Source organism: Gordonia rhizosphera NBRC 16068, assembly GCF_000298195.1.
GTDB lineage: Bacteria > Actinomycetota > Actinomycetes > Mycobacteriales > Mycobacteriaceae > Gordonia > Gordonia rhizosphera.
The window spans coordinates 1-12,777 of sequence record NZ_BAHC01000111.1 but is presented as its reverse complement, the minus strand read 5'-3'; the positions used below and the strand labels follow the sequence as shown (position 1 = coordinate 12,777).

Genomic DNA, 12,777 nt, shown 5'->3' with positions numbered 1-12,777 from the left:
ACGGTTGCGGCGCAGACGGCCGGACAGACCCAGTGCACCGACACTTGCCCACATCGCCGCCAGCACGAACACGACGACAGCGGCGACCACAGGCAGAACACTCACCCGACAACCATACGATGGGTCGGGGGGCCAGGTCGTCGGGCGACCCGTTGGATCGTGGCCAGGCTCACGATTTACGCTGGTCGGGTGACTTCAGCTGATTCCTCCACCACTCCGACCACCGGCGCGGGCCCGGGCGTGCCCGGCCACCGGTACACCGCGGGGCTCGCCAATGAGATCGAGGCACGGTGGCAGCAGAACTGGGCGGACCGGAACGTGTACGAGGCGCCGAATCCCGTCGGCCCGCTCGCGGGTGACCTGAGCGCGTTCGGCGGGCCCTCGCCCGACGCGGAAGACAAACTCTTCGTTCAGGACATGTTCCCGTACCCGTCGGGGGCCGGTCTGCACGTCGGGCATCCGCTCGGCTTCATCGCCTGCGACGTCTTCGCCCGCTATCAGCGGATGACCGGCAAGAACGTGCTGCACACGATGGGCTTCGACTCCTTCGGTCTGCCCGCCGAGCAGTATGCGGTGCAGACCGGAACACATCCGCGGAGCACCACCGAGGCCAACATCGAGCGCTACCTCGGTCAGATCCGGCGCCTGGGCCTCGGCCACGACGAGCGGCGGCGCGTCGCGACCACCGACGTCGACTTCTACCGGTGGACGCAGTGGATCTTCCTCCAGATCTACAACGCCTGGTACGACACCGACCAGCAGAAGGCCCGCCGCATCTCCGAACTGGTGGCCGAGTTCTCCTCGGGTGCGCGCCCGCTCGACGACGGGCGCGACTGGTCGGCATTGACGCCGGCGGAGCGCAGTGCGGTCGTCGACTCCCATCGGCTCGTCTACCAGAGCGATTCGCTCGTCAACTGGTGTCCGGGTCTGGGCACTGTGCTGGCCAACGAGGAGGTCACCGCCGACGGCCGCAGCGACCGCGGGAACTTCCCGGTGTTCCGCAAGCATCTGCGGCAGTGGATGATGCGGATCACCGCCTACTCCGATCGGCTGCTCGACGATCTGGACCTGCTGGACTGGCCCGACAAGGTCAAGACCATGCAGCGCAACTGGATCGGACGCTCGCGCGGTGCGCAGGTGGCGTTCCCGGTGCCTGGTGGTGCCTCGATCGAGGTCTTCACCACCCGACCCGACACGCTGTTCGGTGCCACGTACATGGTGCTGTCCCCCGAGCACGATCTGGTCGACACGCTGACCGCCGAGGCGTGGCCGGAGGGTACCGACGAGCGCTGGACGTTCGGCGGCGCCAACCCGGCCGAGGCGATCAAGGCCTACCGGTCGTCGATCGCGGCGAAGTCCGATCTGGAACGTCAGGAGAACAAGGAGAAGACCGGTGTCTTCACCGGTACGTTCGCGACCAACCCGGTCAACGGTGAGGCGATCCCGGTCTTCATCGCCGACTATGTGTTGATGGGCTACGGCACGGGCGCCATCATGGCTGTGCCCGCCCATGACACCCGCGACCACGAGTTCGCCACGGTGTTCGGACTGCCGATCCGCGAGGTCATCGGTTCCGATCTGGATGTGCAGGCCGAGGCGTACATCGGCGACGGGCCGGCGGTGAACTCCGGTTTCCTCGACGGACTCGCCGTCGACGACGCGAAGACCGCGATGATCGAATGGCTGGAACGTGAGGGCAAGGGCACCGGCACCATCCAGTACAAGCTGCGCGACTGGCTGTTCGCGCGCCAGCGGTACTGGGGTGAGCCGTTCCCGATCGTCTACGACGCCGAGGGTCAGGCCCATCCTCTGCCGGAATCCCTGCTGCCGGTGGAACTGCCGGAGGTCGACGACTACGCACCGGTCTCCTTCGACCCCGACGACGAGCACAGCGAACCTTCGCCGCCGCTGGCCAAGGCCACCGACTGGATGACCGTCGAGCTTGACCTGGGCGACGGCCCCAAGACCTACACCCGTGACGCGAACGTCATGCCGCAGTGGGCGGGCAGTTCCTGGTATCAGCTGCGCTACATCGACCCGACCAACGAGGACACGCTCTGCGCCAAGGAGAACGAGGCCTACTGGATGGGCCCGCGTCCGGCGTTGCACGGTCCCGACGATCCGGGCGGGCTCGACCTCTACATCGGCGGCGTCGAGCACGCCGTGCTGCATCTGCTCTATTCGCGGTTCTGGCACAAGGTGCTCTTCGACCTCGGGTACGTGACGAGCCGTGAGCCGTACCGAAAGCTGTTCAACCAGGGCATGATCCAGGCCTTCGCCTACACCGATTCGCGCGGCGTCTACGTGCCCGCCGAAGAGGTGACCGAGCGCGACGGCGCGTTCTTCTACAACGGAGAGCCGGTCAAGCAGGAATACGGCAAGATGGGCAAGTCCCTGAAGAACTCCGTGACCCCCGACGACATCTGCCGGGACTACGGCGCCGACACGCTGCGCGTCTACGAGATGTTCATGGGGCCGCTCGACCAGTCGCGGCCGTGGGCGACCAAGGACGTCGTCGGTGCGCAGCGGTTCCTGCAGCGCGTGTGGCGGCTGGTCGTCGACGAGGAGTCCGGCGCGGTGCGCGTCGTCGACGAGGCACCCGACGACGACACCCTCAAGATCCTGCACAAGACCACCGCCGGTGTGCGCGAAGATTTCTCGAATCTGCGCAACAACACCGCGGTCGCGAAGCTCACCGAGCTGACCAACCACCTGACGAAGGCGTTTCCGGCCGGTGCGCCGCGGCCGGTGGTCGAGTCGGTGATCGTGATGCTGGCGCCGCTCGCCCCGCACATCGCCGAGGAGTTGTGGCAGCGACTCGGTCACGACACGTTGCTGGCCCACGGCCCGTTCCCTGTCGCCGACGAGCAGTGGCTGGTCGAGGACACCATCGAGATCCCGATCCAGGTGAAGGGCAAGGTCCGCAGCCGCATCACGGTGGCCGCCGACGCCGACGAGGCCACCGTGCGGGCCGCCGCCCTGGCCGACGAGAAGATCGCGCCGCTGCTCGACGGTGAGCCCCGCAAGGTCATCGTCGTGCCGGGTCGCATGGTCAACGTGGTGCCGTAACGCGCCCGGCGCCGACAGCACCCAGTTTCGCGCCGAGAGAATCCAAAGACCGCGGCCCCGGCCGCTGGCCGTGGGGGTGGCTGGATTCGAATCCCCATGCGGCGCAACGCATCTTCGCGTTCCGGTCCAGCCCGGCGGGGTCGCGTTGCAGGTAGATTGTGACGCCCCTTTCATTTAGCGGGCGACCACACCGCCACCGCAGACGCGCACCGTACGCGCGCATTTTCAGATGAGGCAACGACTACCCCTACGCGCGCATTTTCGATGAGTCAACGCGGGGGATGGCAGCACGCATGTCAATCCGCTATCCTGTTCAACAGGTACGAGAACAAGGTCTCTCGTTTATACATGGAGTCCCCCCCGCGGCAGCTAGGTCGCGGGGGGTCTTCGTTCTTCTACGGGCGCTATAGGCTGCCCCATGTGCCCAAGCACTCGACGATCCTCCAGGTACACGAGCTACTGCATCCCTCCCGTATGGGGATCTACAACGTTCGATGTAACAACGACCCCCGCAAGGCGCTCGAGGTGTACCGCTGGAACGTCCAACTCGGCTCGGCATTCCAAGAAGTCCTGGCCATCACCGAGGTCATTCTGCGCAACGCCCTCGACGCAGAGCTACGCCGATGGAACTCCACACAACCGACAACCTCGGGTGGCAACTACTCAGCAGAGTGGCTCATTTCCGCTGCTCGACCGCTCAACGCGATGATGAAGAATGCCGCCAAGACCGCGCACAAGCACGCCGAAGAGGCAGAGGCCGACCGCGACCCCGGCCACGCACGAAAGGGCGCGGCAATCACACACGATGACCTACTCGCCCAACTCACTTTCGGCACCTGGCCCAAACTCCTGCCGCAACCAGGGACCGATCCAGCGGAGACCACCCGCCGGAACATTCTGTGGAATCAGGCTCTGCACAACGCATTCCCTCACGAAAGTAACCCAAAGATCATCGCCGACAGAGTGCGCAGGCTCCATAAACTACGCAACCGCGTCGCCCATATGGAACCGCTTCTGGACCTCAACGTCACCGCACGCCACCGCGACGCTTTACGGCTGCTCGGCGCCATAAGTCCAGCCGCGCGCGACTGGTGCGCCGGATTCAGCCGCGTCCCAGAAATCGCCCGCCAGCGGCCAATATAGTTCGTCTGGCACAAAACCTCAGACGAAATTCTCGAACGACTCGCCGGCTACTGCGCCGCAATCACCAAAGACGAATTAACCGGTTGGACGTGCGAGATGCGCGATCGGTTTCATCGGAATTGTCCTCAATCCAAAACGCGCCCCATCGGCAAACGAGGACGTCGCGACGTGCGCGTGGACCAGAGCGCGGTGCGTGTTCGCGGGACAGCCGTGGGGCGCACACGGGATCCGAGGGAGCGGGGGTTACTTCGGCGGCAGCTTGCGCGCGTAGGCGGCGCCGATGGTGACCCAGCGCTGCAGCTGACGCTCGGTGCGGATGCCGTCGTCGGAGACGCGAAGCCAGCCACGCGCCTCACGACCGGACATGACCATCGGGGCGGTGTGGTCGAACTCGAGGAGCGACTCGGTCTCCTCCGGCGGTATCCGGACCATCAGACCACCCTGGCCACTTGCCGCCACGGCCATGTTCCCGTTGATGAGAAAAGCCAGCCCGCCGAACATCGACCGCTCGTCGACCCCGCACTCTTCCGCTAGGAGACCGCGTATCCGGTAGGCGAGGTCGTCGTCGTAAGTCACGCGTTCGAGAGTATGCCCGGGCGGTAGGGTTGAAAAGAACTTACCGGTCAGTAAGATAGGCGTATGGGTATCAACCTGGAGCTTCCGAAGAAGTTCGATTCGACGGTCGACCGCACCCACCTGGCTGCCGAGCACATCTTCCGGCCGATCTCGCGCAAATACGACAAGGCCGAGCACGACTATCCCGTGGAGCTCGACGAGCTGGGCAAGCTGGCGAAGCAGTCGCGGGCCAAGGAGAAGGAGACCGACGGAGGCGCCGACCAGACCACCGACGCGGGCACCGTCAACGGCCCCAACATGCGTGCCCTGATCTCCGCGCGCGAGATGAGCTGGGGCGACGTCGGGCTGCTGCTCTCGATCCCCGGCCAGGGTCTGGGTAACGCCGCGATCGCCGCGGTGGCGACCCCCGAGCAACTCGAGAGATTCTCAGGGGTGTGGGCCGCGATGGCGATCACCGAACCCGGCTTCGGCTCGGATTCCGCGGCGGTGTCGACCACCGCGACCCGCGACGGTGAGGACTACCTGATCAACGGGGAGAAGATCTTTGTCACGTCGGGATCGCGCGCCGATCACGTGGTCGTGTGGGCGACCGTCGACCGTAGTGCCGGGCGCGCCGCGATCAAGAGCTTCGTGGTGCCGATGGACACCGAGGGCGTCAGCGTCGTGCGGCTGGAACAGAAGCTCGGCATCAAGGCGTCGGATACCGCGGTGGTCCGTTTCGAGAACGTGCGGGTACCGGCCGACAACCTGCTCGGCTCACCCGAGGTGGACACCCAGAAGGCGTTCGCCGGCGTCATGCAGACCTTCGACAACACGCGCCCAGTGGTGGCCGCGATGGCCGTCGGGCTGGGCCGCGCGGCGCTCGAGGAACTGCGGCGCATGCTCACCGAGGCCGGGCATCCGATCGACTACGACAAGCCGGCCGCCGCGCAGCACGCCGCGGTCAGCGAGTTCATCCGCCTCGAATCGGACTGGGAGGCCTCCTGGCTACTCACCCTCCGTGCGGCGTGGATGGCCGACAACTCCCAGCCCAACTCCACCGAGGCGTCGATGTCGAAGGCGAAGGCCGGCCGCATGGTCACCGACGTCACCAACAAGGCCGTGGAGATCGGTGCGTCGGCGGGATTCTCGGAGGCCGGCCTGCTGGAGAAGTGGGCGCGCGACGCCAAGATTCTCGACATCTTCGAGGGAACCCAGCAGATCCAGCAGCTCATCATCGCGCGGCGGGTCCTCGGGAAGTCCAGCACGGATCTGAAGTAGATATCCGGCGTCGAACTGCGCTGCTTGTGATGACGTGAACGCCGGCCCAACGGCGAGTTATGTGACCTGCCCGTCGGCCCGCGAGACCCGTGCGCAACGATAGAGGCCCCAGTGTTCCGGGCCGATGGGAAACGACCAGGTGAGTGCGACACACGATGGCGAACCGATCCCGGTGTTCTTCCTCTCCGACAGCACCGGTATCAGTGCCGAGACCATGGGTAACGCCCTGTTGCTGCACTTTCCCGATCACCGGTTCGAGCGGACGCTGATCCCGTTCATCACCACCCCCGACGATGCCCGGGAGGTAGTGCGTCGAATAGACGCGACGATGGAGAGCGGCGTGACACCGCTCGTGTTCGCCACCGCAGCGCTCGACGACGTGCGTCACGAACTTGTCAAGACCCGCGCCCCGCTGATCGACTTTTTCGACATGCACATGCAGCAGGTGGAGGCCATTCTCGGGACCCGCGGCGCCCGAACACCCGCTCGTCTCCACGGGGTCGGCGACGTCAAGCGCTACAACGCGCGCATGCAGGCCGTCGAGTATGCGATCGAGCACGACGACGGTCAGAGTGTTCGCTCACTGGACAAGGCAGACGTGATCTTGGTGGCACCGTCGCGCTGCGGCAAGACCCCGACGACGATGTATCTCGCGCTGCAGCACGGTCTGCGCGTCGCGAACTATCCACTGATCGACGACGACTTCACGAGCGCCGACCTGCCACGCCCGATCGGGCACCTCGCCGACCGCTGTTTCGGGCTCATCACCAGCGCGGCGCGCCTCTGCGCGGTCCGGTCCGAGCGCCGCCCGGACTCCACGTACGCGTCCTTGCGGCAGTGCACGTACGAACTCAAGCGTGCAGAAGCGCTGTATCGCGCACACGACCTCCCCATCATCGATTCGTCGGCGAAATCCGTCGAGGAAATGTCCACACTCATCCTGCAAGTGCTCGCTCGCAGGTCCCACCCCGCACATTGAGGAGCCGTTTCATGAACAACAACGTCCGGTGGTTCGCCGACCTCGGCCTCGCAGACCTCGAGGAAGTCGGCGGGAAGAATGCGTCCCTCGGTGAAATGGTCCGGAATCTGACCAGTGTCGGGGTGCGGGTCCCCAACGGCTTCGCGACGACGGCCGACGCTTATCGCGAGTTCCTGAGCAGGCCCGACAGCTCCGGCACCAGCCTGGCCGGCCGGATCAGTGCCCGTCTCGCCGACCTCGACACCGACGACGTGCAGGCGCTGGCCGAGGCCGGACGTGCGATCCGGGCGGCCGTGATGGCTCAGCCGTTCCCCACCGACCTCGAGGCCGACATCCGGACAGCGTTCACTGAGTTGTCGGGCGGCTCGGACGAGGCGTCGTTCGCCGTGCGATCCAGTGCGACCGCCGAGGACCTTCCGGATGCGTCGTTCGCCGGGCAGCAGGAGACCTTCCTCAACGTGCGCGGTATCGACGCGATCCTGCAGGCGATGCGAGAGGTGTTCGCATCGCTCTACAACGATCGCGCGATCGCCTACCGGGTTCATCACAAGTTCGACCACGACGCCGTTGCCCTCTCGGCGGGCGTGCAGAAGATGGTGCGCTCCGACATCGGCGCCTCCGGGGTCATGTTCACCATCGATACCGAGTCCGGCTTCCCCGACGCCGTCTTCGTGACGTCGTCGTACGGACTGGGCGAGGCGGTCGTCCAAGGCGCGGTGAACCCCGACGAGTTCTACGTCTACAAGCCTGCCCTGCGCGCGGCTCGTCCCGCTGTGCTCAAACGCGGCGTCGGGTCGAAGGCCACCAAGATGGTCTACACCGACGACCGGTCGGTCGGCCGCACGACCGAGTTCGTCGACGTCGAGCCCGCCGATCGGCGCCTGCTCAGCCTCGCCGACGCCGAAGTAGAGGCACTGGCCCGTCAGGCGCTGTTGATCGAGGAACACTACGGCCGCCCGATGGACATCGAGTGGGGTAAAGATGGCGTCGACGGGGAGCTGTACATCCTCCAGGCTCGCCCCGAGACGGTGCAGTCGCGGGCGGCGGTTACCGGCCAGCAGCGGTTCCGGCTCAACGAGACCGGCAGCGTCCTCGTCGAAGGCCGCGCGATCGGCGCCCGCATCGGCGCGGGAGCCGTCCGCATTCTCGAGTCCGTGGAACAGATGCACGAGTTCCAGGCCGGTGAGGTGCTCGTCGCGGACATGACCGATCCCGACTGGGAGCCGATCATGAAGCGAGCCAGTGCGATCGTCACCAATCGCGGCGGACGCACCTGCCACGCCGCGATCATCGCCCGCGAGCTCGGCATCCCTGCGGTCGTCGGTACGGGTGCGGCAACCCGCTCGCTCGAGGCCGGCCGCGAGGTGACCGTCTCGTGCGCCGAAGGCGACACCGGATACGTGTACGACGGGTTGCTCGACTTCGACGTCACCGAATCGACGATCGACGCGATGCCCGAGATCAGCGCCAAGATCATGATGAACGTCGGCACGCCTGAGCAGGCGTTCGCGTTCTCCCGCCTGCCGAACAACGGCGTCGGCCTGGCGCGACTGGAGTTCGTGATCAACCGCCAGATCGGGATTCATCCCAAGGCCCTGCTCGATTTCGAGACTCTCGACGGCCCACTGAAGGAGCAGATCGGCGAGGCGATCGCTGCCTATCCGAGTGCCCGCGAATTCTTCGTCCAGCGGGTGGCCGAGGGGGTCGCGACGATCGCTGCCGCGTTTGCGCCACATCCGGTGATCGTGCGCATGTCGGACTTCAAGTCCAACGAGTACGCGAAGCTCGTCGGCGGGGATCTCTACGAGCCCGACGAGGAGAACCCGATGATCGGCTACCGCGGGGCGTCTCGGTACCTGTCGAAGGACTTCGCCGACTGCTTTGCGATGGAATGTGCGGCGCTGCGCTACGTCCGCGACGAGATGGGCCTGACCAACGTCAAGATCATGATCCCGTTCGTCCGCACGCTGACGGAGGCGGAAGGGGTGATCTCGCTGCTCGCCTCGCACGGCCTGCGTCGTGGCGAGAACGGCCTCGAAGTGATCATGATGTGCGAGGTGCCGTCCAACGCCGTCATCGCCGACGCGTTCCTCGATCACTTCGACGGCTTCTCCATCGGCTCCAACGACATGACGCAGCTGACGCTCGGGCTCGATCGCGATTCCGCCCTCGTCGCGGAGTCGTTCGACGAGCGTGACCCAGCTGTGAAACACATGCTCGCTGCAGCTATTTCGGCCTGCAAGGCCCGCGGCAAGTACGTGGGCATCTGCGGGCAGGGACCGAGCGACCACGTCGACCTGGCCGAGTGGCTGCTCGAGCAGGGCATCGAGTCGATGTCACTCAACCCCGACACCGTCGTCGACACCTGGACGCGGTTGGCCGCTCTGGGCTGATTGCCGCTCTCCCACCGCCATTCACTGCGAACGGCGGTGGGAGCTTGCTACTGCCCGGCCAGCGCCGGCGAAGTCGGGGAGGCCAGCAATTCGATAGGGACGACGTAGGCGATGCCCACGTCGAAGGGTTCCACCCCCCACTCCTTGAGTGCCTCCGCGGCAAGCTCGGCAGCTTCGCCCCGCGACATCGGAGATAGCGTCGCCACCAACGTGGTTCGGTTATCCGTCGGTGCCGATTCGTGTTCCGCCCATGCTCCGAGGGTGGGCGCGGGGGACGCCGAAACAACCGAGTAGGTCCAGGCATTGACCGTGGAGGTGCTGAGCAGTACCGATGGCCCGGCCGCACGCGGGTCAGGGCCCTTGCCGACCACGAGAACCTCTCCTCGCGCCTGCGCCCCGTCAGTTGCTCGGATGATGACGTCCTCGACGGACTCCCAGCTCTGGTACGGGTGCTTCTTCGTTCCATTCGTCGGGGACACCTTGATGAAGATTCCATGGCCGTGTGTGAGGCCGCCGCGGTGTGACGACGCGAGCGTCTTGCCCACGCACAGAACCTGATTCGCGATGTCCAAGCTGGCCGATTCACGATGATGGGCTCGATCGAACCGATTGGTGGAGATTGCGCCGGAACCCTGCAGTCGCTCCAGTTCGTCAGAATCCGACATGTCATGGATCTTCCACAGCGATGGCTCGCCGCCACGCCACAGCCGGACATGGCCAGACATGGCAATGCCCAGCGCGACCTCTTCGGCGCGGCCGGCGTTGAAACCTTTGGTGTGGTCGGTCATTCGCCCTCCGATCGAGTTCATGCATGTCATCGTCGGGCATCGACGACCCGATCTCGGGCGCCGAGGTTGACCTGTGGATAACCGCGGCCGAGACGCGATGAGTTATGCACATTTCCCTGGCGCGAGACCGCCAACCTCGGCGCCACGACTATTCAGCCGAGGTTGACGGTGTTGACGGCCCATCCCGAGGCGATCAGCCGAGGGATTCGTCGCCGTTCGTCGGGGTGACCAGGCGGTCCGGTCGGTGTTTTGGGTTCGGTTGTGCCGCAACGATTGTCCGGTGGACGGGCCGTGTCACCGCGGAGGGTACGGGCGAATGCTTCGACGACTTCGCGAGTGCGATCGACCCGCACCCGCGCGCGGCCCTTCCCGCTGCGGGTATTACGGGTCCACGCCGGCCGCCCGGCATCAGGGCCGTCTTTGATGATGTGGGTCGACCACTGGCCGGGTTTGTCGCCGACCATCCGATTGTGTTTCGGGCAGGCCGCGGCCAGATCGATGATGTCGGTGTAGCCGCCGTCGGCCCAATCTTGTTCGGCGTGGTGGGCTTCGGTGCGGGTGAACGGTTGACTACAGCCCGGACAGGTGCAGGTCGCCCCGTCGCGCGCGAGCAGCATCATCCGTTGCGCCTGATTCGCGAACCGGTTCGCCTTCCCCAGATACAGAGGTTCAGGACTGTGGTCGGCGAACACCGCCAAATGCTGCTGCGCTTGCGCCGCTAACTCGATCACATCAGCGATCGGCAACAACGCCCCACCCGCCGTGGTCCCCACCCCGGCCCGTTTGCGCAGCTCGGTCTCGCTGATGGTGATGATCAGATGCGGCGGCAACCCGCGGTGACTCTTCCCGAGCAGGCCGCCGTCGGCGACCGCCTTGAGCAGCGCGCGCAGGGCGTCGTGGTTGCGTTGGCCGGGAGTGCGGTTGTCGCGCTCGGCGGCGGCCTTCAGTTGTTCGGGGTCGGCGTCGTCCTTGTTGCCCTGCGGCGACAGTTCGTCCCCAGGCATGTTCATCCCCGGGGCAGCCCATGCATCCAGCACCACCTCCAACAAGGCGCGGGTAACCGGATCGAGCCGGCCCTCCAGGGTGCTCATCAACTGCGCGTCCTGCTTCGACAGATGCAGACTGCGGCGTCGGGCCCGGTCCTGATCGTCGGTCAGGGCGCCGTCGGGGTCGAGGTGGGCCAAGAGCCGGGCACCGAGAACCCGCAACTCTTTCGGGGTGTGCACGCGGGCGTAGTCGGCCATCACCTTTTCCGCCGCCGTCCGCTGTTTGGCGTCGACCTTGACGGGCAGTTTGTCGAGCACGTCGATCACAGTGACCGCATGCTCCACCCCGATCGCACCCTCGGCGAACGCCTCGGCCAGCGTCTGGCACTGCGCGTCGAGCTTCTCCCCAGACAGCGAGTGCAGTTCCAGCAGGGCGGCCATCTGCTTGCGGCGGCGGCCGGGGTCGGTGATCCGTAACCGGTCGACCATGAAATCGCCGATCGACCGGTAGCCTTCCTCGCTGACGGCGTTGCGGTCCGAGCAGTCCAGCACCCGTTGCAGGCCCAGGAAGCTCATCCGCCGGGCGGAGCGTTCATGGACCTCAGCGACGGTGACGATCTCGTCGTAGGAGGCGGGGGTGGTCTCGGCGGCGGCGATCCGGCCCAACAGATCATCGAGTTCCCGGTAGAGCCCGACAATCTCCGCGTCGGTATTACTGGTGACATCGTCGCTGGTCATCGAGCCCCTCTCGATCGCTTCGAACGTATGTTCGAAGACTACCGTATGCGCTGATCAGAGGCAAGGGTGGGGAGGCAAACACCGTCTCAGGCCGCTGACCGGCTACCGAGTCAAATGCGACAACACGCGCCCGGTGGTGGCCGCGATGGCCGTCGGGCTGGGCCGCGCGGCCCTTGAGGAACTGCGGCGCATGCTCACCGAGGCCGGGCATCCGATCGACTACGACAGCGCTCGGGAAGTCCAGCACGGATCTGAAGTAGCCGCTTGATGCTCGGGGCGCGCTCGGACTACTTCGTCCGCACGCGATGGCGTTTCATCTGACGCCGCACAACGAGGACGCTCCCCGTGATCGCGCCGCCGAACGCGGTCACGGCGACGAACAGGTACCAGTACTCCGTCGCCGGCGTGTACGGCAGGGAATCGGATGCGTCCAGGCACAGACGGACGTAGACAGCCCCGACCGCCCAGACGGCCAGGAGCTGAAGGGTTCCGGCAATAGCCCACCGCACCAGTCGAGAGTAGCCAGGCCGGGCTGCTACGGTCCGATGTAGAACACGTTCTATTTCGACCAGAGGGGCAGACGATGACGGTTGACCAGGGGACCTTGAGTGAGAAGATCAACGCGACGGTGGAGGCGTACGTCGATCTGCTGAGTTCTGGCACGGCTGAACAGATCGCCGACCTCTATGCGGCTAATGCAACGGTCGAGGACCCGATCGGCGCCGACCTGCGCAGCACGCGGGAGCAACTGATCGAGTTCTACTCGGTCATCACCGGGATGGATGAGCGGACCGCGGCGCTGAACTGGTCCAGGATCGCCGGCGACACCGCGGTCTTCGAGTTCA

10 protein-coding genes and 1 pseudogene are annotated in these 12,777 nt (G+C 65.8%); 7 read left to right on the top strand and 4 right to left on the bottom strand.

Features of this window, described 5'->3' with window-relative positions:
- Positions 1-189 precede the first annotated feature (189 nt).
- A complete protein-coding gene (leuS, locus tag GORHZ_RS12650; protein ID WP_040531701.1) occupies positions 190-3,069 on the top strand; it encodes a leucine--tRNA ligase in 2,880 nt (959 codons plus the stop codon).
- 420 nt (positions 3,070-3,489) lie between these two features.
- Positions 3,490-4,212: a hypothetical protein gene (locus GORHZ_RS12645; RefSeq protein WP_040531698.1), complete on the top strand. Its 723-nt coding sequence runs from the start codon at positions 3,490-3,492 to the stop codon at positions 4,210-4,212.
- 243 nt (positions 4,213-4,455) lie between these two features.
- Here GORHZ_RS12645 and GORHZ_RS12640 read toward each other — a convergent pair whose 3' ends face one another.
- The gene (locus GORHZ_RS12640; protein ID WP_006333551.1) at positions 4,456-4,788 is read right to left on the bottom strand and encodes a TfoX/Sxy family protein; all 333 of its coding nucleotides are present in this window, start codon (positions 4,786-4,788) and stop codon (positions 4,456-4,458) included.
- Between the two features lie 63 nt (positions 4,789-4,851).
- Between GORHZ_RS12640 and GORHZ_RS12635 the strand changes: the two genes are divergently transcribed.
- The 3 genes from GORHZ_RS12635 (at position 4,852) to ppsA (ending at position 9,420) form a co-directional block, all read left to right on the top strand.
- Positions 4,852-6,048, top strand: a complete 1,197-nt coding sequence (locus GORHZ_RS12635) for an acyl-CoA dehydrogenase family protein (protein WP_006333550.1) — start codon at positions 4,852-4,854, stop codon at positions 6,046-6,048.
- 139 nt (positions 6,049-6,187) lie between these two features.
- Positions 6,188-7,027 (top strand): pyruvate, water dikinase regulatory protein, encoded by an 840-nt coding sequence (locus GORHZ_RS12630; RefSeq protein WP_006333549.1) that lies wholly within the window; start codon positions 6,188-6,190, stop codon positions 7,025-7,027.
- Between the two features lie 11 nt (positions 7,028-7,038).
- Complete coding sequence (gene ppsA, locus GORHZ_RS12625; RefSeq protein ID WP_006333548.1) at positions 7,039-9,420, top strand: phosphoenolpyruvate synthase; 2,382 nt, start codon at positions 7,039-7,041, stop codon at positions 9,418-9,420.
- Positions 9,421-9,467: 47 nt separating this feature from the next.
- Here ppsA and GORHZ_RS12620 read toward each other — a convergent pair whose 3' ends face one another.
- Together GORHZ_RS12620 and GORHZ_RS12615 are read right to left on the bottom strand one after the other, a co-directional pair.
- Entirely contained in the window at positions 9,468-10,229 is a 762-nt protein-coding gene (locus GORHZ_RS12620) for a hypothetical protein (RefSeq protein ID WP_157205159.1), read from the bottom strand.
- Between the two features lie 131 nt (positions 10,230-10,360).
- Complete coding sequence (locus GORHZ_RS12615; protein ID WP_006333546.1) at positions 10,361-11,932, bottom strand: HNH endonuclease signature motif containing protein; 1,572 nt, start codon at positions 11,930-11,932, stop codon at positions 10,361-10,363.
- Between the two features lie 118 nt (positions 11,933-12,050).
- Between GORHZ_RS12615 and GORHZ_RS31955 the strand changes: the two are divergent.
- A pseudogene (locus GORHZ_RS31955) lies at positions 12,051-12,185 on the top strand (acyl-CoA dehydrogenase family protein); the annotation flags it as partial.
- Between the two features lie 34 nt (positions 12,186-12,219).
- Here GORHZ_RS31955 and GORHZ_RS12610 read toward each other — a convergent pair.
- Positions 12,220-12,441: a hypothetical protein gene (locus tag GORHZ_RS12610; RefSeq protein ID WP_006333539.1), complete on the bottom strand. Its 222-nt coding sequence runs from the start codon at positions 12,439-12,441 to the stop codon at positions 12,220-12,222.
- A gap of 74 nt (positions 12,442-12,515) precedes the next feature.
- On the opposite strand from GORHZ_RS12610, the gene GORHZ_RS12605 reads away from it, so the two are divergent.
- Positions 12,516-12,777, top strand: a 262-nt coding sequence (locus GORHZ_RS12605; RefSeq protein ID WP_006333537.1) for a nuclear transport factor 2 family protein, incomplete at its 3' end; no start/stop codon positions are given.

Bases quoted from the DNA above. Each gene is read 5' to 3' on its own strand.
- GORHZ_RS12635 (WP_006333550.1), top strand. From the start codon at position 4,852: ATGGGTATCAACCTGGAGCTTCCGAAGAAGTTCGATTCGACGGTCGAC.
- ppsA (WP_006333548.1), top strand. From the start codon at position 7,039: ATGAACAACAACGTCCGGTGGTTCGCCGACCTCGGCCTCGCAGACCTC.
- GORHZ_RS12620 (WP_157205159.1), bottom strand. From the start codon at position 10,229: ATGAACTCGATCGGAGGGCGAATGACCGACCACACCAAAGGTTTCAAC.
- GORHZ_RS12615 (WP_006333546.1), bottom strand. From the start codon at position 11,932: ATGACCAGCGACGATGTCACCAGTAATACCGACGCGGAGATTGTCGGG.